The organism is Escherichia sp. MOD1-EC4550, from assembly GCF_963876935.1.
GTDB classification, from domain to species: domain Bacteria; phylum Pseudomonadota; class Gammaproteobacteria; order Enterobacterales; family Enterobacteriaceae; genus Escherichia; species Escherichia coli_F.
The window spans coordinates 175,224-198,256 of record NZ_CAWNSE010000001.1; the positions used below are offsets into that span (position 1 = coordinate 175,224).

At 50.8% G+C, this 23,033-nt stretch carries 26 protein-coding genes; 17 read left to right on the top strand and 9 right to left on the bottom strand.

Going from position 1 to position 23,033, the window contains the following annotated elements:
* The first annotated feature begins 2 nt into the window (after nucleotides 1-2).
* The 5 genes from eutK to AACU19_RS00785 all read left to right on the top strand — a co-directional run bounded on the left by eutK (nucleotide 3) and on the right by AACU19_RS00785 (nucleotide 3,302).
* The gene (gene eutK / locus AACU19_RS00765) at nucleotides 3-503 is read left to right on the top strand and encodes an ethanolamine utilization microcompartment protein EutK (RefSeq protein WP_001295463.1); all 501 of its coding nucleotides are present in this window, start codon (nucleotides 3-5) and stop codon (nucleotides 501-503) included.
* Between the two features lie 45 nt (nucleotides 504-548).
* The gene (eutR, locus tag AACU19_RS00770) at nucleotides 549-1,601 is read left to right on the top strand and encodes an HTH-type transcriptional regulator EutR (protein WP_105277945.1); all 1,053 of its coding nucleotides are present in this window, start codon (nucleotides 549-551) and stop codon (nucleotides 1,599-1,601) included.
* Nucleotides 1,602-1,708: 107 nt separating this feature from the next.
* Nucleotides 1,709-2,506, top strand: a complete 798-nt coding sequence (locus AACU19_RS00775; RefSeq protein ID WP_105277946.1) for a tetratricopeptide repeat protein — start codon at nucleotides 1,709-1,711, stop codon at nucleotides 2,504-2,506.
* On the top strand, nucleotides 2,503-2,919 hold the full coding sequence (locus AACU19_RS00780) for a T6SS immunity protein Tli3 family protein (RefSeq protein ID WP_241957759.1): 417 nt from the start codon (nucleotides 2,503-2,505) through the stop codon (nucleotides 2,917-2,919). The genes AACU19_RS00775 and AACU19_RS00780 overlap by 4 nt, the downstream gene beginning before the upstream one ends.
* Before the next feature lie 23 nt (nucleotides 2,920-2,942).
* Nucleotides 2,943-3,302 (top strand): hypothetical protein, encoded by a 360-nt coding sequence (locus AACU19_RS00785; RefSeq protein WP_241957760.1) that lies wholly within the window; start codon nucleotides 2,943-2,945, stop codon nucleotides 3,300-3,302.
* A gap of 34 nt (nucleotides 3,303-3,336) precedes the next feature.
* On the opposite strand, the gene AACU19_RS00790 is transcribed toward AACU19_RS00785, so the two are convergent.
* The 4 genes from AACU19_RS00790 to amiA form a co-directional block, all read right to left on the bottom strand.
* Nucleotides 3,337-4,002 (bottom strand): hypothetical protein, encoded by a 666-nt coding sequence (locus tag AACU19_RS00790; protein ID WP_105277947.1) that lies wholly within the window; start codon nucleotides 4,000-4,002, stop codon nucleotides 3,337-3,339.
* Between the two features lie 59 nt (nucleotides 4,003-4,061).
* Nucleotides 4,062-5,324: a DUF1963 domain-containing protein gene (locus AACU19_RS00795; RefSeq protein ID WP_105277948.1), complete on the bottom strand. Its 1,263-nt coding sequence runs from the start codon at nucleotides 5,322-5,324 to the stop codon at nucleotides 4,062-4,064.
* 137 nt (nucleotides 5,325-5,461) lie between these two features.
* Complete coding sequence (gene hemF / locus AACU19_RS00800; protein WP_105278031.1) at nucleotides 5,462-6,361, bottom strand: oxygen-dependent coproporphyrinogen oxidase; 900 nt, start codon at nucleotides 6,359-6,361, stop codon at nucleotides 5,462-5,464.
* Between the two features lie 3 nt (nucleotides 6,362-6,364).
* Nucleotides 6,365-7,234, bottom strand: a complete 870-nt coding sequence (amiA, locus tag AACU19_RS00805) for an N-acetylmuramoyl-L-alanine amidase AmiA (protein ID WP_000102907.1) — start codon at nucleotides 7,232-7,234, stop codon at nucleotides 6,365-6,367.
* A 213-nt stretch (nucleotides 7,235-7,447) separates the two neighbouring features.
* Between amiA and AACU19_RS00810 the strand changes: the two genes are divergently transcribed.
* From AACU19_RS00810 to yfeX, 4 genes are all read left to right on the top strand, one after another.
* Nucleotides 7,448-7,873 carry a GNAT family acetyltransferase gene (locus tag AACU19_RS00810; protein ID WP_000406000.1) on the top strand — a complete coding sequence of 142 codons (426 nt, stop codon included), beginning with the start codon at nucleotides 7,448-7,450 and terminating at the stop codon, nucleotides 7,871-7,873.
* Nucleotides 7,860-8,309 carry a DUF2919 domain-containing protein gene (locus AACU19_RS00815; RefSeq protein ID WP_105277949.1) on the top strand — a complete coding sequence of 150 codons (450 nt, stop codon included), beginning with the start codon at nucleotides 7,860-7,862 and terminating at the stop codon, nucleotides 8,307-8,309. The genes AACU19_RS00810 and AACU19_RS00815 overlap by 14 nt, the downstream gene beginning before the upstream one ends.
* A gap of 60 nt (nucleotides 8,310-8,369) precedes the next feature.
* Nucleotides 8,370-8,945, top strand: a complete 576-nt coding sequence (locus tag AACU19_RS00820) for an RpoE-regulated lipoprotein (protein ID WP_105277950.1) — start codon at nucleotides 8,370-8,372, stop codon at nucleotides 8,943-8,945.
* 95 nt (nucleotides 8,946-9,040) lie between these two features.
* Complete coding sequence (yfeX, locus tag AACU19_RS00825) at nucleotides 9,041-9,940, top strand: porphyrinogen peroxidase (protein WP_001353051.1); 900 nt, start codon at nucleotides 9,041-9,043, stop codon at nucleotides 9,938-9,940.
* Between the two features lie 60 nt (nucleotides 9,941-10,000).
* Here the strand turns inward: yfeX and pbp4b are convergent, their stop codons facing one another.
* The 3 genes from pbp4b to murQ are packed head-to-tail and all read right to left on the bottom strand — an operon-like array spanning nucleotide 10,001 to nucleotide 13,626.
* The gene (pbp4b, locus tag AACU19_RS00830; protein WP_105277951.1) at nucleotides 10,001-11,299 is read right to left on the bottom strand and encodes a penicillin binding protein PBP4B; all 1,299 of its coding nucleotides are present in this window, start codon (nucleotides 11,297-11,299) and stop codon (nucleotides 10,001-10,003) included.
* Nucleotides 11,300-11,301: 2 nt separating this feature from the next.
* Nucleotides 11,302-12,726 carry a PTS N-acetylmuramic acid transporter subunit IIBC gene (murP, locus tag AACU19_RS00835; protein ID WP_105277952.1) on the bottom strand — a complete coding sequence of 475 codons (1,425 nt, stop codon included), beginning with the start codon at nucleotides 12,724-12,726 and terminating at the stop codon, nucleotides 11,302-11,304.
* Nucleotides 12,727-12,729: 3 nt separating this feature from the next.
* Nucleotides 12,730-13,626: an N-acetylmuramic acid 6-phosphate etherase gene (murQ, locus tag AACU19_RS00840; protein WP_001175600.1), complete on the bottom strand. Its 897-nt coding sequence runs from the start codon at nucleotides 13,624-13,626 to the stop codon at nucleotides 12,730-12,732.
* A 163-nt stretch (nucleotides 13,627-13,789) separates the two neighbouring features.
* Here murQ and murR point away from each other — a divergent pair, with 163 nt between their 5' ends.
* From murR to cysM, 7 genes are all read left to right on the top strand, one after another.
* The gene (murR, locus tag AACU19_RS00845) at nucleotides 13,790-14,647 is read left to right on the top strand and encodes an HTH-type transcriptional regulator MurR (RefSeq protein ID WP_000966432.1); all 858 of its coding nucleotides are present in this window, start codon (nucleotides 13,790-13,792) and stop codon (nucleotides 14,645-14,647) included.
* A 128-nt stretch (nucleotides 14,648-14,775) separates the two neighbouring features.
* Entirely contained in the window at nucleotides 14,776-15,567 is a 792-nt protein-coding gene (gene ucpA / locus AACU19_RS00850; protein ID WP_000517442.1) for an SDR family oxidoreductase UcpA, read from the top strand.
* Nucleotides 15,568-15,870: 303 nt separating this feature from the next.
* Nucleotides 15,871-16,887 carry a thiosulfate/sulfate ABC transporter substrate-binding protein CysP gene (gene cysP, locus AACU19_RS00855; protein WP_000290253.1) on the top strand — a complete coding sequence of 339 codons (1,017 nt, stop codon included), beginning with the start codon at nucleotides 15,871-15,873 and terminating at the stop codon, nucleotides 16,885-16,887.
* Nucleotides 16,887-17,720 carry a sulfate/thiosulfate ABC transporter permease CysT gene (gene cysT / locus AACU19_RS00860; protein ID WP_000458406.1) on the top strand — a complete coding sequence of 278 codons (834 nt, stop codon included), beginning with the start codon at nucleotides 16,887-16,889 and terminating at the stop codon, nucleotides 17,718-17,720. The genes cysP and cysT overlap by 1 nt, the downstream gene beginning before the upstream one ends.
* A complete protein-coding gene (cysW, locus tag AACU19_RS00865) occupies nucleotides 17,720-18,595 on the top strand; it encodes a sulfate/thiosulfate ABC transporter permease CysW (protein WP_105277953.1) in 876 nt (291 codons plus the stop codon). The genes cysT and cysW overlap by 1 nt, the downstream gene beginning before the upstream one ends.
* On the top strand, nucleotides 18,585-19,682 hold the full coding sequence (gene cysA, locus AACU19_RS00870; protein WP_000021028.1) for a sulfate/thiosulfate ABC transporter ATP-binding protein CysA: 1,098 nt from the start codon (nucleotides 18,585-18,587) through the stop codon (nucleotides 19,680-19,682). Before cysW ends, cysA begins: the two co-directional genes overlap by 11 nt.
* Nucleotides 19,683-19,816: 134 nt before the next feature.
* Nucleotides 19,817-20,728 carry a cysteine synthase B gene (cysM, locus tag AACU19_RS00875; protein ID WP_105277954.1) on the top strand — a complete coding sequence of 304 codons (912 nt, stop codon included), beginning with the start codon at nucleotides 19,817-19,819 and terminating at the stop codon, nucleotides 20,726-20,728.
* A gap of 204 nt (nucleotides 20,729-20,932) precedes the next feature.
* Here cysM and AACU19_RS00880 read toward each other — a convergent pair whose 3' ends face one another.
* Both AACU19_RS00880 and AACU19_RS00885 read right to left on the bottom strand, forming a co-directional pair.
* Nucleotides 20,933-21,667 (bottom strand): WGR domain-containing protein, encoded by a 735-nt coding sequence (locus tag AACU19_RS00880; protein ID WP_000710497.1) that lies wholly within the window; start codon nucleotides 21,665-21,667, stop codon nucleotides 20,933-20,935.
* Between the two features lie 32 nt (nucleotides 21,668-21,699).
* Entirely contained in the window at nucleotides 21,700-22,074 is a 375-nt protein-coding gene (locus AACU19_RS00885) for a YfeK family protein (RefSeq protein ID WP_105277955.1), read from the bottom strand.
* A 104-nt stretch (nucleotides 22,075-22,178) separates the two neighbouring features.
* Between AACU19_RS00885 and pdxK the strand changes: the two genes are divergently transcribed.
* A complete protein-coding gene (pdxK, locus tag AACU19_RS00890) occupies nucleotides 22,179-23,030 on the top strand; it encodes a pyridoxine/pyridoxal/pyridoxamine kinase (RefSeq protein ID WP_000096641.1) in 852 nt (283 codons plus the stop codon).
* The last annotated feature ends 3 nt before the right edge of the window (nucleotides 23,031-23,033 follow it).

Consider the following 23,033-nt stretch of genomic DNA (forward strand, 5'->3'; position numbering starts at 1 on the left):
CGATGATCAATGCACTGGGATTGCTGGAAGTGGACGGCATGGTCGCCGCGATAGATGCAGCTGATGCCATGCTCAAAGCAGCTAACGTTCGTCTGCTCAGTCACGAAGTGCTTGACCCTGGTCGCCTAACGCTGGTGGTGGAAGGCGATCTGGCGGCGTGTCGTGCGGCGCTGGACGCAGGTTGTGCTGCCGCGATGCGTACCGGGCGTGTCATCAGCCGTAAGGAGATCGGTCGGCCAGACGATGACACCCAGTGGCTGGTTACTGGCTTTAACCGCCAGCCGAAGCAACCCGTAAAGGAACCCGACGCGCCAGTTATCGTCGCGGAATCTGCTGACGAGTTGTTGGCGCTGTTAACATCAGTACGTCAGGGAATGACGGCAGGAGAAGTGGCTGCCCACTTTGGCTGGCCGCTGGAAAAAGCCAGAAATGCGCTCGAACAGCTCTTTTCTGCCGGGACGTTACGTAAACGCAGTAGTCGTTATCGTCTCAAGCCCCATTAACCTGTCGGAGGTGCCGGGTGTCCTACAACACCCGGCATTAACATCATGAAAAAGACCCGTACAGCCAATTTGCACCATCTTTATCATGAACCCTTACCCGAAAACCTGAAGCTCACGCCGAAGGTCGAAGTGGATAATGTTCATCAACGGCAAACAACGGATGTCTATGAACATGCTTTGACGATTACCGCCTGGCAGCAGATTTACGATCAGCTGCATCCGGGCAAGTTTCATGGTGAATTTACGGAAATTCTACTCGATGATATTCAGGTTTTTCGTGAATACACCGGTCTGGCGCTGCGTCAGTCGTGCCTGGTCTGGCCGAACTCGTTCTGGTTTGGCATTCCGGCGACACGCGGTGAGCAGGGATTTATCGGTTCGCAATGTCTGGGAAGCGCAGAAATAGCGACGCGCCCTGGAGGAACCGAGTTTGAATTAAGTACGCCGGACGATTACACGATCCTTGGCGTGGTGCTTTCTGAAGATGTCATCACCCGGCAGGCTAACTTTTTGCATAACCCGGAAAGGGTGCTGCATATGTTACGTTACCAGTCGGCGCTGGAAGTGAAAGAGCAGCATAAGGTCGCGCTGTGGGGTTTTGTCCAACAGGCTCTGGCGACATTTTGCGAGAACCCGGAAAATCTCCATCAGCCTGCAGTGCGAAAAGTGCTGGGAGATAATTTGCTAATGGCGATGGGGGCGATGCTGGAAGAAGCGCAGCCAATGATGACGGCGGAAAGTATAAGTCATCAGAGTTACCGCCGATTGCTTTCCCGGGCCCGTGAATATGTGCTGGAAAACATGTCCGAACCAGTGACGGTGCTGGACTTGTGTAATCAACTGCACGTCAGTCGCCGCACCTTGCAAAACGCATTTCACGCTATTTTGGGCATTGGCCCGAATGCGTGGCTGAAACGCATTCGCCTGAACGCCGTGCGCCGTGAACTGATTAGCCCGTGGTCGCAAAGTATGACGGTAAAAGACGCCGCCATGCAGTGGGGATTCTGGCATCTTGGGCAGTTTGCCACGGATTATCAGCAATTGTTTGCAGAAAAGCCTTCACTGACGCTGCATCAGCGGATGCAGGAACTGGAGTGAAAACGACTGGTATCGCTTTTCGCCATATTTGTGTAACGAGAAAAGCCATGCAAATACTATAATTCGTATTTCTCTCAAAGAGAGTGACGATAATCAGGAGGTCCAGGATGGACATTCGACTATTAGCAACGCTATGGTTATGGAATATCTCCCCTCGATTAGTCGTTATCGTCACGACCATTGCCTTCTCTTCCTGCTCGTGGGCTCGACTCACTCCCTGTAACAGTAAATCCGATTTTGTTTGCCTGCAGTTGCGTGCGCAGCAAGGTAAATCATCGGATCAATACGATCTTGCATGGATATATCTAAAAGGGGATGGTGTAACGCCTAAAGATGATAAAAAAGCGCTGTACTGGTTTCGTAAAGCTGCAGAGAATGGTATGGCGGGAGCGCAGTATCGTCTTGGACGCCGTTATTATTCAGGTGATGGGGTGACAAAAAATTATAAAGAAGCTTTTAACTGGTTTATGAAAGCTTCCGGGCGGGAAAATTCCTGGGGAATAGCCGCCGCACGCTACATGGTTGGGGTAATGTATTATCGTGGGCAGGGGGTTGAAAAGAATTATACTCATTCTTTTTCCTGGTTTATGAAGTCGCTGAACGGGGCAGGTCGAGAGAAAGCAAGTAGGGCTTGCTACTTTATCGGTTCACAATATCTCAGTGGTCATGGTATTACACAAAATAACGATATTGCCATTGCCTGGTTTTATCATGCAGCAAAATTAGGTTTGCCAGAGGCAATAGAGTATATATCGGGAATAGAAAAGAAATTCTCAGCGGAAATGCTCAAGCCCGCAAGAATCGAAGCGAACAGAATTAATGCCAAACATTATCTTGGTCAGATACCTTTCCCGGAGTTATTGGCAGAGTCTGAGGCGGAAGTTGTAGTGAAGGGGGCAAAATGAAAAAAAGCGTATTGGCGTTCTCAATGCTATTTTTTAGCTATGCTGTCTACGGGGGTAATAGTATAGTGCCTCCGGCGAAGTATATGTCTTCGGATGCACTACCTCTCCAGATTGTCTACCGTTTTGACGATCACCGTTATATCATCTTAACAGGTGAAAAGCGGCATTACGACGGTGTTGATTATTGTTCAGGTCAATACTGGTATACTGATACACAAAAAAATATATTTTCCCGTGTTGGCGATACGCGTCACAACCAATGGGTTCCGGAATCCATTGGTTCACGTTCTGCAATCACTCCCTCATATGACAGTCCACTTCCTGAAAATATAAAGTTTATTCATGATTCTGAAAAGTATATTTTTGTACCTCTGGGGGGCGATCCACATAAAAAAGATAAAATGGACAACTGATTTATGAATACCATGAAGTGCAAATGTCATCCGATTATGGCACGACCTGGAAAGATATCAACTTATCGGTTGAACCCGCGACCAGTGATACGCGATTGATTTTTCATGAGGGCCAGCTATTTATTGATGATAAGGATGGGTTTTATCTCAGTCAAATTCCGATGCATAGTTTTTTTATGTATTATTATGATTATCACAGTCAGAATAATGATGTTAATCTGCCCAAAAATGTACCAGTCATTAAAAACTATCGCGGTTGGGATCACATGCAGTGTTCCGAAAATGCAGAATTATCTGTAGAAGAGGCGGAACGTTTTCAACAAGATCGCCAAAGAAGTTGGGATTCCTGGGGCCGAAAAGGTGATGAAAAAAACTATAAGTAATGTCAGTAATGCATCAGCTTAGTCTGGATTGAACTTATAAATTACCTTCGATCATGATATTCTGATATTTGTTTAAGAGCGGTTTCATCCACTCAATAACATACTTAATGAATTCTGCATATTCGGTATTTGTTTGTGCCTTAGCTAACCATTGTTCAATTATCTTTACGCATTCATCTGAGGTAAATTCATTCCAGCTTGTGTAATCAAAAAATGTTTCACCATTGGCTAAAGGGTATAGTGACTTAATAGCCGGGGATAGTATTTCAAAATCGCACTCATAAATAAAAAGACTAGCAACATTGTAATCCCATCCACCGTTAGGTTCCTCCTTGTAAGGATAGATAGAACAACCAATACGTCCATCACTACGGCGATGTTTTTTACGCAGAAAAATACGATGGCTTTTTTCGTATGCGTCAGTGTAATAATCGGGAACAGGTTGACTAAGAGCTGCACTGAATGCTGTCAAAAATTTATCCCGTTCTTGTGGATGCATTTCCCGGTTGCATTGATAATTGATATTTATGTAATTATCTGTCCAGGAAATGTTACACCTGTGATTTTTGCTATTTACACAAAGTTCTGAGTTGGTAATGACTTCATTTATTTGCTGTATGCCCCAGTATTCACGGAAGAGCTCAAGTATTCTGATTTGTTGTTCTGCAATGCATATTGTTGTGTTGGTTGTGATTATCATTTTAGTTATTTTGCTTCATTTCCAGATTTAAAAAGACATATCTTTCACTATTATTGCAGTTAAGACTGCTGATAAGACGTTGCCGTTGTCCGGCAATCCGGGCAGATAAACGCGTAAATTATCCCTTCGCCATATTGTTCAATATCGGCATAATCCAGTTGCGCAAGAAACATCATTGTGTGGGAACATTGCGGACAGAGAGGATATTCCGCGTCCTGAATCCAGGTTGGATGCCCGCCAAGTTGCGAGAAAGAGACAGGTAAAAATGGGTCTGCGGCAAATAACGGTGACCTAAGGTTTCCCTGTCTCATGCTGTTTACAGGGAGTCGACGCCATTCCGATACATCATCCGGCAGCCAGGCAGGCGGGATATTTTTTGCAGACAAATGAGCGTTACCCTTTGAGTCCATGTAGCCGAAAATGGTGCTGTAGGCGGTGCAACATTCGCAAGTCACGACGCGAAAACTGCCGTTATCGCTTAGACCCGTTGCCTTCAGGTCAACGTCGAAAAGATTTGTTAGTGGCAATGCGCAATTTGGACAGGTATCGTTGCGTTCATCAACAACACGCAAAGCTTCGCAAGACCCGGTGCTTTTCATCTCCAGATGAAAACATTGAGGAAAATAGAGATTACGCCTTTGATCTTCAGCGGTTAACTCCCAACCGGCCTCATGCGCATATTCTTCAGGCGCGATGTAAAGGGAGCTGCGCCACAGCGGCGGGTTATTGCGCCAGTAGGCAAAACGTTCAACAACAACGTCATCCCCAATCCATGCCAGACATTGCAGAATACAATTTCTGTTTTCTGCATCATCCTCAACCCGTTCTAACAGCGTATCGCGAACATCCGCTGGGGCGCGGTGGAAAGGCAGAGGAGAATAAGTGTCTAAATCATCATAAGAGATCCACTCTCGTAAATATGCATCCAGATTTGCCTGGGTAAACGCCGCCAGACAAAGACAAATCTCCTGAGCGAGTTTATATTCACCAGATGCAAAGCGTTCTGTGGCGTAATCAGCCATCAGCTGCGCTTGATCGGCGGTCAACTGTTGATACAGGGCATCGGTGGGAACGGGGCAGGGAGTCCAGTCGATTAACGCATCGAATTTCCGCGGTTGGTGAATTAACTTCAGCATGGCAACCGGATCGCTTAACCCAGCAAACGCATTCACGATCTTTTTGTTTTTCTTGATATATTCGTCGTGCTCACGCTGCTGTTGGGCCTGCTCGCAGGGCATGCAGTATCCGTCAGTACGCGCTGCGGTTTGTGGCAGAATGGTTGATGTACAAGCGGGGCTTTTACAGGGAATACGGTGAGTCATAGAGGCGCTCCTTGCCTGAGGATATTAAGTCGAAAGAGATTATTATTAGATATTAGGGTGTCACTATGGCACACAAATTAAACAGAATTAATTTCAAGCCACAAACATAGGGTTATTTTTCTTTTATTTTCATGATATTAAATCCAATCCCTGACCTTAATAAACTCACTTAACACCGCTTCCGGGCTGCCTGCTTCTGGCTGATAATCATACTCCCAGCGTACCAGTGGCGGCATTGACATCAGGATAGACTCGGTGCGCCCGCCAGTTTGCAGGCCAAACAGCGTTCCGCGATCCCAGACCAGGTTGAACTCGACATAGCGACCGCGACGGTAGAGCTGGAAATTGCGCTCGCGCTCGCCGTATTCCATCGCTTTGCGTCGTTCAACAATCGGTAAATAAGCGTCGGTGTAGCCTTTGCCTACCGCCTGCATAAAGGCAAAACAGTGGTCAAAGTCTGGCGTGTTCAGGTCATCAAAGAATAGGCCGCCAATGCCGCGTTGTTCGTTACGATGTTTGAGGTAGAAGTATTCGTCGCACCACTTTTTGTAACGCGGATAAACGTCTTCGCCAAATGGCAGGCACAGGTCACGGGCGGTGCGGTGCCAGTGAATAGCATCGTCTTCAAAGCCATAGAAAGGGGTTAAGTCGAAGCCGCCGCCAAACCACCAGACGGGTTCGGCACCCGGTTTTTCGGCAATAAAAAAGCGCACATTCGCGTGGCTGGTGGGAACGTACGGGTTATGCGGATGCACTACCAGCGAAACGCCCATCGCTTCGAAACTGCGTCCGGCAAATTCCGGGCGATGAGCAGTGGCGGAAGCAGGCATCGCCTCACCGTGGACATGTGAAAAGTTGACGCCCGCCTGTTCGAAAACACCACCATTACGCAACACCCGGCTACGTCCGCCGCCGCCAGCTTCGCGCTGCCAGCTATCTTCGACAAACTCTGCGCCATCGACGGCGCTCAGCTGCTGACAAATTGTATCCTGAAGGTTGAGCAGGAACTGTTTAACCTGGTGTGCGTCGGGTTTCATCACTTACCGCTTTCTCGAGTGTGCTTTCTGGTTGTCAAACCAGTGAAAATAACTGATCACGCCTTCGGCAATCGCTGTGGCGATTTTCTGGCGAAATGCCGCCGTGCCTAACAGCCGCTCTTCTTCCGGGTTGGTGATAAATGAGGTTTCCACCAGCACCGAAGGAACCGACGGCGATTTCAACACCACAAACGCGGCTTGTTCGGTGTTGCGGCTGTGCAGTTTATGCACCGGCTTAATCTTCTTCAGAATATGCGAGCCGAGCGTCAGGCTGTTTTTAATAGTATCGGTTTGCACCAGATCAAACAGCACTTGCTGCAATAGGTGATCCTTGTCAGTCGCCTTTTTACCGGCAACTTCATCGGCGCGGTTTTCGCGTTCAGACAGGTATTTCGCCATTGCGCTACTTGCCCCACGGTTAGAGAGAGCAAATACCGAAGCACCGGCAGCTTTCGGGTTGGTAAAGCCATCGGCATGAATTGACATAAACAGATCTGCGCCATGTTTATGGGCGATTTCAACGCGATCGTACAGCGGGATAAACGTATCGCCAGAACGCGTTAAACGCGCATCAATGCCATGATTACGCAAAATGGAACGGACGTTTTTGGCAATCGCCAGCACCACATGTTTTTCTTTCGATCCATTGCGACCAATCGCTCCGGTATCAATTCCGCCGTGGCCTGGATCGAGAACAACGACACGTTTGCCGCCGCTTTTTTTGGCTTTCGGCTTACTGTGTCCGTTACTGGTTTTTAAAGGTTCTTCTTTGGCGATGGCTTGCGACATTCCTGACAACGTCAGGGCAGCCAATCCGGCTTTCAGCACCTGGCGGCGCGAAGTGAGTGTTTTTAGTGGTTTAAAAGTGCTCATACGGCCTGAGTTGTAATAATAAAGTTCCAGATGTTATATCGTATCGCGTAATCCGTTACGACCGTTTGCTGTTGAGAATTGTTTTACTTTTCATTTCAATAGTTGACAACTCCCCATTATGCCACTTTTTCAACCGATTTTCGTCAGATATTGGCTAATTCGACCGTTCACGCCATAATCAGCCTTTTAACCCGCAAAAAGGTAACGAATACCATGGAGATACGCGTATTTCGCCAGGAAGATTTCGAAGAGGTCATCACCCTTTGGGAGCGTTGCGACTTGCTGCGTCCGTGGAACGATCCGGAAATGGACATCGAGCGTAAGATGAACCATGACGTCAGTTTGTTTCTGGTCGCTGAGGTAAACGGTGAAGTGGTCGGAACGGTGATGGGCGGTTATGACGGGCATCGCGGGTCTGCTTATTATCTTGGTGTGCATCCAGAGTTTCGTGGGCGTGGCATTGCTAACGCGTTGCTTAATCGGCTGGAGAAAAAGCTGATTGCTCGTGGCTGCCCGAAAATTCAGATCAACGTGCCGGAAGATAACGACATGGTGCTCGGAATGTATGAACGCCTTGGATATGAACACGCCGACGTGCTGAGTCTGGGCAAGCGTTTGATTGAAGATGAAGAGTACTGAGTTTCATCCTGCCCATTATGATGCGCACGGACGCCTGCGTTTACCTTTTCTCTTCTGGCTTGTGCTATTGCTTCAGGCGCGAACCTGGGTGCTGTTTGTCATTGCCGGTGCGTCGCGGGAGCAGGGTACTGCGCTGTTGAATCTGTTTTATCCCGATCACGATAATTTCTGGCTGGGGTTAATTCCTGGCATTCCTGCGGTGCTGGCGTTTTTGTTGAGCGGTCGGCGGGCTACGTTTCCTCGCATCTGGTATGTACTCTATTTTCTGTTGCTGTTGGCGCAGGTGGTTTTACTTTGCTGGCAACCGTGGCTGTGGCTGAACGGTGAATCCGTTAGCGGTATCGGTCTGGCGCTGGTAGTGGCGGATATTGTGGCGTTAATCTGGCTGCTGACCAATCGACGTTTACGCGCTTGTTTTAATGAAGAAAAAGAATAACGGCACTTTTTGGTGAATTTGCACTCCAAGCAACGTTATTGAATAACCAAAGGAAGTGACATGAAATCGCTGCGTTTAATGTTATGCGCTATGCCGTTGATGCTGACCGGCTGTTCAACGATGTCGTCAGTTAACTGGTCTGCCGCTAATCCGTGGAACTGGTTTGGGTCGTCCACCAAAGTGAGCGAGCAGGGCGTGGGTGAATTAACGGCGTCCACACCACTGCAAGAACAAGCTATTGCCGATGCGCTTGATGGTGATTATCGCCTGCGCAGCGGAATGAAAACCGCGAACGGCAATGTAGTGCGCTTTTTTGAAGTGATGAAAGGCGACAACGTGGCGATGGTAATTAACGGCGATCAGGGCACGATCAGCCGCATAGATGTGCTGGATAGCGATATTCCTGCTGACACCGGTGTTAAAATCGGTACACCGTTTAGCGAACTTTACAGCAAAGCATTTGGCAATTGCCAAAAAGCCGACGGTGATGATAATCGTGCTGTCGAATGTAAAGCCGAAGGCAGTCAACATATTAGCTACCAGTTCAGCGGGGAATGGAGTGGTCCGGAAGGGTTAATGCCTTCGGACGATACCCTGAAAAACTGGAAAGTCAGTAAAATTATCTGGCGGCGTTAATTTGCGTCTGAACAAACCGCCGCCGCAAAAAAACACGTAAAATAGCGCCCAACAATGCCACGGATTGCGTGGCATTCTTATTTTCAGGAGGAACAATGTCTCAGGTTCAGAGTGGCATTTTGCCAGAACATTGCCGCGCGGCGATTTGGATCGAAGCCAACGTTAAAGGGGAAGTTGACGCCCTGCGTGCGGCCAGTAAAACATTTGCCGACAAACTGGCAACTTTTGAAGCGAAATTCCCGGACGCGCATCTTGGTGCGGTAGTTGCCTTTGGTAACAACACCTGGCGTACTCTGAGCGGCGGCGTTGGGGCCGAAGAGCTGAAAGATTTTCCGGGCTACGGTAAAGGCCTTGCGCCGACGACCCAGTTCGATGTGTTGATCCACATTCTTTCTCTGCGTCATGACGTAAACTTCTCTGTCGCTCAGGCGGCAATGGAAGCCTTTGGTGACTGCATTGAAGTGAAAGAAGAGATCCACGGCTTTCGTTGGGTTGAAGAGCGTGATCTGAGCGGCTTTGTTGACGGTACTGAAAACCCGGCGGGTGAAGAGACGCGTCGCGAAGTGGCGGTTATCAAAGACGGCGTGGATGCAGGCGGCAGCTATGTATTTGTGCAGCGTTGGGAGCACAACCTGAAGCAACTCAACCGTATGAGCGTTCACGATCAGGAGATGATGATCGGGCGCACCAAAGAAGATAACGAAGAGATTGACGGCGATGAGCGTCCGGAAACCTCTCACCTGACCCGCGTTGATCTGAAAGAAGATGGCAAAGGGCTGAAGATTGTTCGTCAGAGCCTGCCGTACGGCACCGCCAGTGGCACTCACGGTCTGTATTTCTGTGCCTACTGCGCGCGTCTGCATAACATTGAGCAGCAACTGCTGAGCATGTTTGGCGATACCGATGGCAAACGTGATGCGATGTTGCGTTTCACCAAACCGGTCACTGGCGGCTATTACTTCGCGCCGTCGCTGGACAAGTTGATGGCGTTGTAATCGTTTCTGATTCGATGATTAAAGGCCAGCCAGTATCACAACTGACTGGCCTTTTTATTACTACTTTAACGCCGCATACACCTGATCAACCACCCAACCATAAGTTGCAATCGGTAGCTGACCGCTTTCGAACATATTGGGATTCTTTTGTGGATCGGCAACGGGCGAATGTGGCTTGTTGCTTAACATCACAATCGCCATATGATTCACCGGATCGATAACGGTCACCGTCCCGGTCCAGCCAGTGTGACCGTAGGTTTGCGGGCTTGCCAGCGTGCCAAACGTCGGCGTCATGGTGGCATTACCATTCACGCGCCAGCCGAGGCCAAAAGTAGCATCTTCCTTAGAGCTGGTGGTGAACATCTTCACCGTTTCCGCACTGAACAGCTGCACATCGCCATAGCCGCCGCCGTTCAGCATCGTTTGCATTAACACCGCAATATCGCCGGTATTGGAAAACAAACCTGCGTGCCCGGAAACGCCGCCCATCGAATAGAACGCTTTTTCATCGTGCACCTGGCCCCAGAGAGTGGAGGTGCGGATATTCGGAAAGTGGATCACGCCGTCGCGGGTATTGCCGTTCAGTTCCGTCGCGGCAATTTGCTGCGTCTTAAAGCCTTTCAGCAGTGGGTTAAATACCGTATGTGTCAGGCCGAGGGGGCGATAAATCGACTCTTCAACATAGCGGTCAAGCGGCTGACCAGTAACTGACTCGACGATAAATCCAAGCAGCATATAATCGACATCGCTGTAGATATGTTTGCTGCCGGGCTGATATTCCAGCGGCGTGCGCTTGATCATTTCCAGCGTCTGGCCTTTATCCTGGGAATATAACGCGCCCGCGACGGCTTTATTTGGGTATTGCGGGTCCGCCGGGAAACCGCCGCTGTGATGCAGCAGATCAGAAATCCGCAGCGTGTTTTTGCCTTTGATGGTGTCATTTGGACTGTCGGCAAATCCCGGAATATATTTCGCAATCAGATCGTCAGGATGTAGTTTGCCTTCGCTCATTAGCTTTTGTAGGGCGAAGTTAGTGGCGTACATTTTTGTGTTTGAGGCCAGGTCATACAGCGTCTCGGTGGTTGCTTTTACTGGCTGCTTCATTAACACGCTGCCATCGTACTTTTTCGCCGCGCCCCAGGCTTTGCGATACACAATCTGATTATCTTTAATGATCAGCAGGTTAACGCTGGGATAACCGGCATCAACTTGCTGGCTTATCCAGCGATCCATCTGATTAAGCCGTTCGACGTTAAACCCTGCTTTCTCTGGCGAACTTTCTGTCAGAACAGGGTATTTTGCGGCGCTGACGCTACAGCTGACAGCCAGCAGAGAAAAATAGAGCATTGTCCGTTTCATAATCAGTCCAGATTGACGTTACGGCAGCCAAAGAGCGTGGTGAAAATAAACCCACAAACCCATGCCACCAGAATCCCGCCAGCGTAAACCGCCATTGCCGGAAGGATGCCTTGCGCGGATGTCATCAGCGGCAGCGCCACCAGGCCAGACGGCCCAAAGGCGCTGTTTAAGCCCATCGGCAGACCCCACCAGGCTATCAGGCCGATAAACAAACCGCCCGCTGCGCCGCCTAAACAGGCGGTAACAAACGGTTTCATGCGGGGTAGGGTAACGCCGTAAATTAACGGTTCGCCAACGCCCAGCAGACCGGGAATAATTGCCCCGCGGACCTGACTGCGTAATGCACTGTGCGGTTGCGCCCGCCAGTAGAGTGCCAGCGCCGCACCCACCTGGCCCGCGCCTGCCATTGAAAGGATGGGGAACAGGCTGTTGAATCCCTGGCTGTCCATTAACGCCAGGTAAACAGGAATAAAGCCCTGATGCACGCCAAACACCACGGCGATCAGGAATAGCCCTGCTAAAACTGCGCAACCGAGCGGATTACTGTTCAGGTGCATAAACAGCCACGACATGCCTTCGAATAACCAGCCACCCAGCGGCATAATGATCAAATACGCCAGTGTGGCGGTGATCAGCAGAGTGATTAACGAGGTCAACAGCATGTCGAGATCGTCTGGCATAAAGCGGCGCACCATGCCTTCGATGCGGGCGCAGGCCCAGGCGGCAATCAACACGCCGATAATATTGCCACGCGGATCGATGGGCAGACCGAAGAAATCGTGAAAACCGGCGTAGTAACCGGTGGTGGCAGCAGGGTTATAACCGAGCAAAAAGAGCGCGGCGATAATTGCGCCATTGACGCCCGTGCCGCCAAATGCCTGGGCAGCGTTATAGCCCACCAGAATCACCAGGAAAGTGAACAAACCTTTGCTGAACACCTTCATAAAATTCAGCGCATCGGGTAGCGTTCCCTGAGCATCTGCCGGAACGTGCATTACGGTGGCAATTAACGTCGCTATCCCCAGCAACAGACCTGCAGCAATAAAACCGGGGATCAGCGGCGTGAAGATAGTGGCGAATTTGGCAAGAAACTGTTGCACGCCGGAGGTTTGTTTGGCTTTTAACTGGCGTTTATTCTGAGCGGCGATTTCTGCGGCATCCTGTACCGGGGCTTCGCCCAGCAGTTCGCTCATCGCTTTGGCGGCACGATGCGCTTTACCTGGTCCAAAAACGACCTGTACCTGATCGCTGGTCAAAATGACGCCCTTCACGCCTTCCAGCGTTTTGATATTGGGATCAACCAGTGAACTGTCATGTACACCCAGACGCAGGCGCGTCATACAGTTACCACAACTGGTGATATTCCCCGGTCCGCCGACACGGGTAAGGATGGTGTTCAGAAGTTCACTGCTGATCTCTTTGGCCATGGGTTATTCCTTGTCTAAAACCTGACGAATAAAGCCGCCGTGTTGATCCAGGCGTTTTTTTGCTTCTGCGGCATCGAGATTTTTCAGCACCATCACAATGGCCGTTTTACAGTTGCGCTCGCAAGCAATTAACGCCGCTTCCGCTTGTTCGGCGTTACATCCGGTGGCGTTTTTAACGATATTGACCTGGCGCACATGCAATTTTTCGTTGGTGGCGACCACATCGACCATCAGGTTGCCGAACACTTTGCCGGATTTAATCATCAGCCCGGTAGAGAGCATATTGAGCACCAGTTTCTGCGCTGTGCCTGCTTTCATTCGCGAAGAACCGGTAACCACTTCGGCACCAACCACCGGAGTAATAGCAAACTCAGCGGTGGTTGAAACGGCGCTCCCCGGATTACAGGAAATGCCCACTGTGCGGCAACCGAGTTGGCGTGCGTATTCCAGCCCGGCAATCACATACGGTGTGCGACCACTGGCAGCAATACCAACCACCACATCCTGTGCGGTTAAGCCGATATTTTTTAGATCGTTAACGCCACCTTCCCGACTATCTTCTGCGCCTTCCACCGCGTGCTGAATGGCATATTCACCGCCAGCAATCAAACCAACCACCAGGCCCGGTTTGACGCCGTAGGTCGGCGGACATTCGCTGGCATCAAGAATACCCAGACGACCGGAAGTCCCCGCACCGATGTAAATCAGTCGACCGCCGCCGCTTACCTGGGCGTGGATAACATCGATCGCTGCGGCGATATCCGGCAGTACACGCTCAACGGCGAGTGGTACGGTTTTATCTTCATCGTTGATAATCCGGCACATTTCCAGCGTTGATACGCGGTCAATTTCAGCCGAAGCGGCGTTCGAGCCTTCGGTAATCATCTTTTCAAGTTGCATCGGTGGTGACCTTACTATTTACGATCAAATAATTGCAGATGGATGGAATCATATATCCCGAATTGACAGACTTAAAGGAATCATTGAGTCTACACTCGCAGAGTGTGAAGAGCGTCATAAGAACTTAAGCGGAATTTTTGCTGCCAGCCCAGGAGAGTGGAAGATGTTGTACCTGACGAAAATACGCAATGCAGAAAGTGAATTTACCGAGAACGAGCAAAAAATAGCTGACTTTCTGCAGGCTAAAGTGAGTGAGCTGAAATCCGTCTCTTCGCGCAAGATGGCGAAACAGCTCGGCATCAGCCAGTCGAGTATTGTGAAGTTTGCCCAGAAGCTCGGCGCGCAAGGATTTACTGAATTGCGTATGGCGTTAATTGGCGAATACAGTGCCAGCCGGGAGAAAACGAATGCCACGGCGCTGCACTTGCACAGTTCGATTACCAGTGACGATTCGCTGGAAGTGATTGCCCGCAAACTGAATCGCGAAAAAGAGCTGGCACTGGAGCAAACCTGCGCCTTACTCGATTACGCGCGGCTGCAAAAAATCATTGAGGTCATCAGTAAAGCGCCGTTTATCCAGATAACAGGCCTGGGCGGGTCGGCGCTGGTGGGGCGCGATCTTTCATTCAAACTGATGAAAATTGGTTATCGCGTGGCCTGTGAAGCCGACACGCACGTACAAGCTACCGTTTCCCAGGCGTTGAAAAAAGGTGATGTACAAATCGCTATCTCTTACAGCGGCAGTAAAAAAGAGATTTTGCTATGCGCCGAGGCAGCGCGAAAGCAGGGGGCAACGGTGATTGCCATTACTTCACTGACTGACTCTCCGCTGCGGCGGTTGGCACATTTCACCCTCGATACCGTTTCTGGTGAAACCGAATGGCGTAGCTCGTCGATGTCCACCCGCACGGCACAAAATTCGGTTACCGATTTACTGTTTGTTGGGCTGGTACAACTTAATGATGTCGAGTCATTGAAAATGATTGAGCGCAGCAGTGAGCTAACGCAACGCCTGAAATGATGCATAAAGCAGCGACTGGATTGAGATTTTCCTGAATTAGTGAGCTGATCCGCAGCAATATTTTGTTTATCATGTATTTTCAGAGGGAATGGAGTGTAACGCTCTGTATTAACAAGGAGAGCATTAAAATGGGTAAACTCACGGGCAAGACAGCACTGATTACGGGCGCATTGCAGGGAATTGGCGAAGGAATTGCCAGAACTTTTGCGCGTCATGGCGCAAACCTAATCTTGCTGGATATCTCCCCTGAGATCGAAAAGCTGGCGGACGAACTGTGTGGTCGTGGTCATCGCTGTACGGCGGTTGTCGCCGATGTGCGTGACCCGGCGTCGGTAGCCGCAGCTATCAAGCGCGCAAAGGAAAAAGAAGGGCGCATTGATATCCTGGTGAATAACGCAGGCGTTTGTCGTCTGGGCAGTTTCCTCGATATGAGCGATGAAGATCGCGATTTCCATATTGATATCAATATAAAAGGCGTATGGAACGTCACAAAGGCGGTGCTGCCGGAGATGATTGCCCGCAAAGATGGTCGCATTGTGATGATGTCTTCGGTCACTGGCGATATGGTGGCCGATCCGGGCGAAACGGCGTATGCCTTAACGAAAGCGGCGATTGTTGGCCTGACTAAATCGCTGGCGGTGGAGTACGCGCAGTCTGGTATTCGCGTTAACGCCATCTGCCCAGGATATGTTCGCACGCCAATGGCGGAAAGCATCGCGCGTCAGTCAAACCCGGAGGATCCGGAATCGGTGCTGACTGAAATGGCGAAAGCAATCCCGCTGCGTCGCCTCGCCGATCCGCTGGAAGTCGGCGAACTGGCGGCCTTCCTCGCATCCGATGAATCCAGCTATTTAACCGGTACACAGAATGTGATTGATGGCGGCAGCACACTGCCGGAGACGGTTAGCGTCGGCATCTGATTCACCTCTGTTTCCTCCCTGCATGTGTGGGGAGGATTTCGTCTTGAACTAAGTTCACCAGGCTATTTTATTTGTCATTTTGGCCCCGGGCAGTGCTCGAAATCCTCACGTACTATGTGTACGCTCCGGTTTCTCCGCGTTGTTCGTGTCCAAACTGACTGCAACAATTACGCCTGTTGAACCAAGTTCTTATTCCCTTTTCAACTTCCAAATCACCAAACGGTATATAAAACCGTTACTCCTTTCACGTCCGTTATAAATATGATGACTAATAGAAAGTCATTTAATTAATAAGGGTGCGCAATGGCCGTTAACTTACTGAAAAAGAACTCACTCGCGCTGGTCGCTTCTCTGCTGCTGGCGGGCCATGTACAGGCAACGGAACTGCTGAACAGTTCTTATGACGTCTCCCGCGAGCTCTTTGCCGCCCTGAATACCCCGTTTGAGCAACAATGGGCCAAAGACAACGGCGGCGATAAACTGACGATAAAACAATCTCATGCCGGGTCATCAAAACAGGCGCTGGCGATTTTGCAGGGCTTAAAAGCAGACGTTGTAACTTATAACCAGGTGACCGACGTACAAATCCTGCATGATAAAGGCAAACTGATCCCGGCTGACTGGCAGTCGCGCCTGCCGAATAACAGCTCGCCGTTTTACTCCACCATGGGCTTCCTGGTGCGTAAGGGCAACCCGAAGAATATCCATGACTGGAACGATCTGGTGCGCTCCGACGTGAAGCTGATTTTCCCGAACCCAAAAACCTCCGGTAACGCGCGTTATACCTATCTGGCGGCATGGGGCGCAGCGGATAAAGCTGACGGTGGCGATAAAGCCAAAACCGAACAGTTTATGACCCAGTTCCTGAAAAACGTGGAAGTGTTCGATACCGGCGGTCGTGGCGCAACTACCACCTTTGCCGAGCGCGGGCTGGGCGATGTGCTGATTAGCTTCGAATCGGAAGTGAACAACATCCGCAAGCAGTATGAAGCGCAGGGCTTTGAAGTGGTGATTCCGAAAACCAACATTCTGGCGGAATTCCCGGTGGCGTGGGTCGATAAAAACGTGCAGGCCAACGGCACGGAAAAAGCGGCAAAAGCTTACCTGAACTGGCTCTACAGCCCACAGGCGCAAACGATCATTACCGATTATTACTACCGCGTGAATAACCCGGAAGTCATGGACAAACTGAAAGACAAATTCCCGCAGACCGAGCTGTTTCGCGTGGAAGATAAATTTGGCTCCTGGCCGGAAGTGATGAAAACCCACTTCAACAGCGGCGGCGAGTTAGACAAGCTGTTAGCGGCGGGGCGTAACTAATGTTTGCAGTTTCTTCCAGACGCGTGCTGCCGGGCTTTACCTTAAGCCTCGGCACCAGTCTGCTGTTTGTGTGCCTGATTTTGCTGCTGCCGCTCTCCGCGCTGGTGATGCAACTGGCTCAGATGAGCTGGGCGCAGTACTGGGAGGTGATCACCAACCCGCAGGTGGTCGCGGCCTATAAAGTGACGCTGCTGTCGGCGTTTGTGGCATCGATTTTTAACGGCGTTTTCGGCCTGCTGATGGCGTGGATTTTAACCCGCTATCGCTTTCCGGGCCGCACGCTGCTTGATGCGCTGATGGATTTACCGTTTGCGCTACCAACGGCGGTAGCAGGTTTAACGCTGGCCTCGCTCTTTTCCGTGAACGGTTTTTACGGTGAATGGCTGGCGAAGTTTGATATCAAAGTCACCTATACGTGGCTTGGAATCGCGGTGGCGATGGCCTTTACCAGCATTCCGTTTGTGGTGCGCACCGTGCAGCCGGTGCTGGAGGAGTTAGGCCCGGAATATGAAGAAGCGGCAGAAACGCTCGGCGCAACGCGCTGGCAGAGTTTCTGCAAAGTGGTGCTGCCGGAGCTTTCTCCGGCGCTGGTGGCGGGCGTGGCGCTGTCGTTTACCCGTAGTCTCGGTGAGTTTGGTGCGGTGATTTTTATCGCCGGGAACATCGCCTGGAAGACGGAAGTGACGTCGCTGATGATTTTTGTTCGCTTACAGGAGTTTGATTACCCGGCGGCGAGCGCAATTGCTTCGGTGATACTCGCGGCATCCCTGCTGCTGCTGTTCTCAATTAACACTCTGCAAAGTCGCTTTGGTCGGCGTGTGGTAGGTCATTAATGGCGGAAGTGACACAGTTGAAGCGTTATGACGCGCGCCCGATTAACTGGGGCAAATGGTTTTTGATTGGCACCGGAATGCTGGTTTCGGCGTTCATCCTGCTGGTGCCGATGATTTACATTTTCGTGCAGGCATTCAGCAAAGGGCTGATGCCGGTGTTACAGAATCTGGCCGATCCGGACATGCTGCACGCCATCTGGCTGACGGTGATGATCGCGCTGATTGCCGTACCGGTAAACCTGGTGTTTGGGATTCTGCTGGCCTGGCTGGTGACGCGCTTTAACTTCCCCGGACGCCAGTTGCTGCTGACGCTGCTGGACATTCCGTTTGCCGTGTCGCCGGTGGTTGCCGGTCTGGTCTATCTGCTGTTCTACGGCTCTAACGGCCCGCTCGGCGGCTGGCTGGATGAACATAATCTGCAAATTATGTTCTCCTGGCCGGGAATGGTGCTGGTCACCATCTTCGTGACCTGTCCGTTTGTGGTGCGCGAGCTGGTGCCGGTGATGTTAAGTCAGGGAAGCCAGGAAGACGAAGCGGCGATTTTGCTTGGCGCGTCTGGCTGGCAGATGTTCCGCCGCGTCACGCTGCCGAACATCCGCTGGGCGCTGCTTTATGGCGTGGTGCTGACCAACGCCCGCGCGATTGGCGAGTTTGGCGCGGTGTCGGTGGTTTCCGGCTCGATTCGCGGCGAAACACTTTCGCTGCCGTTACAGATTGAATTGCTGGAGCAGGACTACAACACTGTCGGCTCCTTTACCGCCGCGGCGCTGTTGACGCTGATGGCGATTATCACCCTGTTTTTAAAGAGTATGTTGCAGTGGCGCCTGGAGAATCAGGAAAAACGCGCGCAACAGGAGGATCATCATGAGCATTGAGATTGCCAATATTAAGAAGTCGTTTGGTCGCACCCAGGTGCTGAACGATATCTCACTGGATATTCCTTCTGGTCAGATGGTCGCATTGCTGGGGCCGTCAGGTTCCGGGAAAACCACGCTGCTGCGGATTATCGCCGGGCTGGAGCATCAAACCAGCGGGCATATTCGTTTCCACGGCACCGACGTCAGCCGCCTGCATGCACGCGATCGCAAAGTCGGTTTCGTGTTTCAGCATTACGCGCTGTTCCGCCATATGACGGTGTTCGACAATATCGCCTTTGGCCTGACGGTGCTGCCGCGTCGCGAGCGCCCGAATGCCGCAGCCATCAAAGCGAAAGTGACAAAATTGCTGGAAATGGTGCAGCTTGCGCATCTGGCGGATCGTTATCCGGCCCAGCTTTCCGGCGGCCAGAAACAGCGTGTGGCGCTGGCGCGGGCGCTGGCTGTGGAACCGCAGATTCTGCTGCTTGATGAACCGTTTGGCGCGCTGGATGCGCAGGTGCGTAAAGAGCTGCGTCGTTGGCTGCGTCAGTTGCATGAAGAGCTGAAATTCACCAGCGTGTTCGTTACCCACGACCAGGAAGAGGCGATGGAAGTCGCCAACCGCGTGGTGGTGATGAGCCAGGGCAATATCGAACAGGCTGATGAACCCGATCAGGTCTGGCGCGAACCGGCGACCCGTTTTGTGCTGGAGTTTATGGGCGAAGTGAACCGCTTGCAGGGAACGATTCGCGGTGGGCAGTTCCACGTTGGTGCGCACCGCTGGCCGCTGGGATATACCCCTGCGTACCAGGGGCCGGTGGATCTCTTCCTGCGCCCGTGGGAAGTGGATATCAGCCGCCGCACCAGCCTCGATTCGCCGCTGCCGGTACAGGTGCTGGAAGCCAGCCCGAAAGGTCACTACACCCAATTAGTCGTGCAGCCGCTGGGGTGGTATGAAGATCCGCTCACCGTGGTAATGCGTGGCGATGATGCGCCAGTGCGCGGCGATCGTTTGTTCGTCGGGCTGCAACATGCGCGGCTGTATAACGGCGACGAGCGTATTGAAACACGCGATGAGGAACTTGCTCTCGCACAAAGCGCCTGATAGGTTGAGTGAATGTTAAACGCCCGGAGGCGCTTCCCGCGATCCGGGCTTTTTAATGGCAAGGTTTTGTAACCTGTAGGCCTGATAAGACGCGTAAACGTCGCATCAGGCAACACCACGTATGGACAGAAATCGTGAGTACATTAGAACAAACAATAGGCAATACGCCTCTGGTGAAATTACAACGAATGGGGCCGGATAACGGCAGTGAAGTGTGGTTAAAGCTGGAAGGCAATAATCCGGCCGGTTCGGTGAAAGATCGTGCGGCGCTTTCGATGATCGTCGAGGCGGAAAAGCGCGGGGAAATTAAACCGGGTGATGTGTTAATCGAAGCCACCAGTGGTAACACCGGGATTGCGCTGGCAATGATCGCTGCGCTAAAAGGCTATCGCATGAAATTGCTGATGCCCGATAACATGAGCCAGGAGCGTCGCGCGGCGATGCGTGCCTACGGTGCGGAGCTGATTCTGGTCACCAAAGAGCAGGGCATGGAAGGTGCGCGCGATCTGGCGCTGGAGATGGCGAATCGTGGCGAAGGCAAGCTGCTCGATCAGTTTAATAATCCCGATAATCCTTATGCGCATTACACCACCACCGGGCCGGAAATCTGGCTGCAAACCGGCGGTCGCATTACCCATTTTGTCTCCAGCATGGGGACGACCGGTACGATTACCGGCGTGTCGCGCTTTATGCGCGAGCAATCGAAACCGGTGGCGATTGTCGGCCTGCAGCCGGAAGAGGGCAGCAGCATTCCCGGCATTCGTCGCTGGCCTGAGGAATATCTGCCAGGCATCTTCAACGCTTCGCTGGTGGATGAGGTGCTGGATATTCATCAGCGTGATGCGGAAAACACCATGCGCGAACTGGCAGTGCGGGAAGGGATTTTCTGCGGTGTAAGTTCCGGCGGCGCGGTTGCCGGAGCACTGCGGGTGGCAAAAGCCAACCCTGGTGCAGTGGTGGTAGCGATCATCTGCGATCGTGGCGATCGCTACCTTTCTACCGGGGTGTTTGGGGAAGAGCACTTTAGTCAGGGGGCGGGGATTTAAGGATTAATAGCATTGGAGGCTGATGACAAACGCAAAACTGCCTGATGCGCTACGCTTATCAGGCCTACAAGGTTCCTGTAATATATTGAATTAGCAATATTTTGTAGGCCGAATAAGGCGTTTACGCTGCATCTGGCATAAACAAAGTGCACTTTGTCAATAATCTGCTTTGTCGGCAGTTGTTGCTGCCGACAAATGCAGTTTTTAATTTTCGTGTGGAAACGTAGTAAGGTCATCAATCATTTTTTGAAGTATTGGTGAGTCCTGACCATCACCCCATTGAAGAATTTTTGCGGTAAGCTGATGACGGGCTAGTGCATTGAGTCCCATCTTTTTAAGTTTATGGGAGATTTTACCCATGACTTTAATCTGACCGAATGCAGTTGCGTAGGTAATCATATTGCTCTGGATAGTGCTCATTTCATCGGCTAGTAATTGCGCACGAATATCCTCTTCAAGAATACTTTCCATAGCGATATATTTCATACCCCAGATAGTTTCAATTAACATTTGAGGGAAATCAGCACAATCTAGATCCGGCTCTTTACGCAGGCTATTTTCAAGAACGTTTAGAGCATCAGCACCTTCATCGCTGCCAAAAGGAGATTCTTCATCCCAGCAACACACATAAAGTGGATCAGTAAAATGGCACTGGAAGTTTGGGTGTGACGTTTTAACATGTAACCCAATTTCTTCATCATCAAAATAGTAGCGATCCATGTAGTTAAAGTTTGGATCTTCTTGATAGCCTTTCTTCATTTTTGCGGCAATCAATTTACTGGCTTCTTTCAGACACTGTTCTTCATTATCGAACTCTTTTGTCTGGAATTTACCAATACTACCTACCTTGCCATAGTTGATAGCTAAACTATCCCCTTCGTAATCTATCCACCAAAATTTATTCGATTTTTCATCGTTATAAATAAAGCATTTTTTCATGTTACCTCCTGTAAATGCCTTGCCAAAGCGGATTAATTCCCTTCCGCAGGCACCGTTTTATCCGTCTGCGCAATTAACGCATGTAAAAAAGGTTGCGCGTTTTCATCGCTCTTACCGGGCATCTTCACGATATACGGCTTCCCGGTAATCGATGATGACGAAGCAACCTTATCAATAAATTGCTCAGCAGTATCAATGCGATTACGGGTATTGCCCAGCTTCAGACGCAAATGGGAAACCGCTTCATCGCAGGTATGTTCATCGCCGTTGCGCACAAATATCAAATCCTTTTTCTGTGCTAATCCCTCCAGCATGGCGTTGATGCGGGCTTCTTCGTGGGCGGTTAACTTCGCGTAAGCGGGGAGTGTCATTACCAGCGTAATGACCAGACAAATGATTTTCTTCATTGAATTACCTTATCCTTGTTTTGTGATAGCCGATTTGACTGCCAGAATCAGGTAAAGTTTCGGTTGGAATACGATGAGGATCATCGGCAAGGAGAAAAAATTAAATGAGTAGTTTGTTGTTGTTTAACGATAAGAGCAGGGCATTGCAGGCGGATATCGTCGCCGTGCAGTCGCAGGTAGTGTACGGCAGCGTAGGCAACAGCATTGCCGTGCCTGCTATCAAACAGAACGGCCTGAATGTCTTTGCCGTGCCGACGGTATTGCTGAGCAATACGCCGCATTATGACACTTTCTACGGTGGTGCGATTCCGGACGAATGGTTTAGCGGTTATTTGCGTGCGCTTCAGGAGCGTGATGCGCTGCGCCAGCTGCGCGCTGTCACCACGGGCTATATGGGAACGGCATCGCAAATCAAAATCCTTGCCGAGTGGCTGACTGCGCTACGCAAAGACCATCCTGACTTATTGATTATGGTCGATCCGGTGATTGGCGATATTGATAGCGGAATTTATGTCAAACCTGACCTTCCTGAGGCATACCGACAATATTTACTGCCTCTGGCGCAGGGTATTACGCCTAATATCTTTGAGCTGGAAATCCTGACCGGTAAAGATTGCCGCGATCTCGACAGTGCCATTGCCGCAGCAAAAAGTTTGCTTTCAGACACCTTAAAATGGGTGGTCATTACCAGCGCCTCCGGTAACGAAGAAAATCAGGAGATGCAGGTGGTGGTGGTCAGTGCCGACAGCGTGAATGTCATTTCCCATTCTCGGGTAAAGACGGATCTTAAAGGAACAGGCGATCTGTTTTGCGCCCAGCTTATCAGTGGCTTGTTGAAAGGTAAGGAATTAACTGACGCGGTACATAGCGCGGGATTACGCGTGCTGGAGGTGATGCGCTATACCCAGCAGCATGGTAGTGATGAATTGATTTTGCCGCCCCTGACGGAAGCATAAAAA

What these genes read in the sequence shown, in the direction of transcription:
- cysA (WP_000021028.1), top strand. Translation starts at nt 18,585, where the DNA reads ATGAGCATTGAGATTGCCAATATTAAGAAGTCGTTTGGTCGCACCCAG.
- hemF (WP_105278031.1), bottom strand. Translation starts at nt 6,361, where the DNA reads ATGAAACCCGACGCACACCAGGTTAAACAGTTCCTGCTCAACCTTCAG.
- eutR (WP_105277945.1), top strand. Translation starts at nt 549, where the DNA reads ATGAAAAAGACCCGTACAGCCAATTTGCACCATCTTTATCATGAACCC.
- murR (WP_000966432.1), top strand. Translation starts at nt 13,790, where the DNA reads ATGTTGTACCTGACGAAAATACGCAATGCAGAAAGTGAATTTACCGAG.
- pbp4b (WP_105277951.1), bottom strand. Translation starts at nt 11,299, where the DNA reads ATGAAACGGACAATGCTCTATTTTTCTCTGCTGGCTGTCAGCTGTAGC.
- murP (WP_105277952.1), bottom strand. Translation starts at nt 12,726, where the DNA reads ATGGCCAAAGAGATCAGCAGTGAACTTCTGAACACCATCCTTACCCGT.
- murQ (WP_001175600.1), bottom strand. Translation starts at nt 13,626, where the DNA reads ATGCAACTTGAAAAGATGATTACCGAAGGCTCGAACGCCGCTTCGGCT.
- AACU19_RS00775 (WP_105277946.1), top strand. Translation starts at nt 1,709, where the DNA reads ATGGACATTCGACTATTAGCAACGCTATGGTTATGGAATATCTCCCCT.
- AACU19_RS00810 (WP_000406000.1), top strand. Translation starts at nt 7,448, where the DNA reads ATGGAGATACGCGTATTTCGCCAGGAAGATTTCGAAGAGGTCATCACC.
- AACU19_RS00820 (WP_105277950.1), top strand. Translation starts at nt 8,370, where the DNA reads ATGAAATCGCTGCGTTTAATGTTATGCGCTATGCCGTTGATGCTGACC.
- ucpA (WP_000517442.1), top strand. Translation starts at nt 14,776, where the DNA reads ATGGGTAAACTCACGGGCAAGACAGCACTGATTACGGGCGCATTGCAG.
- yfeX (WP_001353051.1), top strand. Translation starts at nt 9,041, where the DNA reads ATGTCTCAGGTTCAGAGTGGCATTTTGCCAGAACATTGCCGCGCGGCG.
- AACU19_RS00880 (WP_000710497.1), bottom strand. Translation starts at nt 21,667, where the DNA reads ATGAAAAAATGCTTTATTTATAACGATGAAAAATCGAATAAATTTTGG.
- AACU19_RS00885 (WP_105277955.1), bottom strand. Translation starts at nt 22,074, where the DNA reads ATGAAGAAAATCATTTGTCTGGTCATTACGCTGGTAATGACACTCCCC.
- pdxK (WP_000096641.1), top strand. Translation starts at nt 22,179, where the DNA reads ATGAGTAGTTTGTTGTTGTTTAACGATAAGAGCAGGGCATTGCAGGCG.
- AACU19_RS00795 (WP_105277948.1), bottom strand. Translation starts at nt 5,324, where the DNA reads ATGACTCACCGTATTCCCTGTAAAAGCCCCGCTTGTACATCAACCATT.
- cysP (WP_000290253.1), top strand. Translation starts at nt 15,871, where the DNA reads ATGGCCGTTAACTTACTGAAAAAGAACTCACTCGCGCTGGTCGCTTCT.
- AACU19_RS00815 (WP_105277949.1), top strand. Translation starts at nt 7,860, where the DNA reads ATGAAGAGTACTGAGTTTCATCCTGCCCATTATGATGCGCACGGACGC.
- cysW (WP_105277953.1), top strand. Translation starts at nt 17,720, where the DNA reads ATGGCGGAAGTGACACAGTTGAAGCGTTATGACGCGCGCCCGATTAAC.
- AACU19_RS00790 (WP_105277947.1), bottom strand. Translation starts at nt 4,002, where the DNA reads ATGATAATCACAACCAACACAACAATATGCATTGCAGAACAACAAATC.
- amiA (WP_000102907.1), bottom strand. Translation starts at nt 7,234, where the DNA reads ATGAGCACTTTTAAACCACTAAAAACACTCACTTCGCGCCGCCAGGTG.
- cysT (WP_000458406.1), top strand. Translation starts at nt 16,887, where the DNA reads ATGTTTGCAGTTTCTTCCAGACGCGTGCTGCCGGGCTTTACCTTAAGC.
- AACU19_RS00780 (WP_241957759.1), top strand. Translation starts at nt 2,503, where the DNA reads ATGAAAAAAAGCGTATTGGCGTTCTCAATGCTATTTTTTAGCTATGCT.
- AACU19_RS00785 (WP_241957760.1), top strand. Translation starts at nt 2,943, where the DNA reads ATGTCATCCGATTATGGCACGACCTGGAAAGATATCAACTTATCGGTT.
- eutK (WP_001295463.1), top strand. Translation starts at nt 3, where the DNA reads ATGATCAATGCACTGGGATTGCTGGAAGTGGACGGCATGGTCGCCGCG.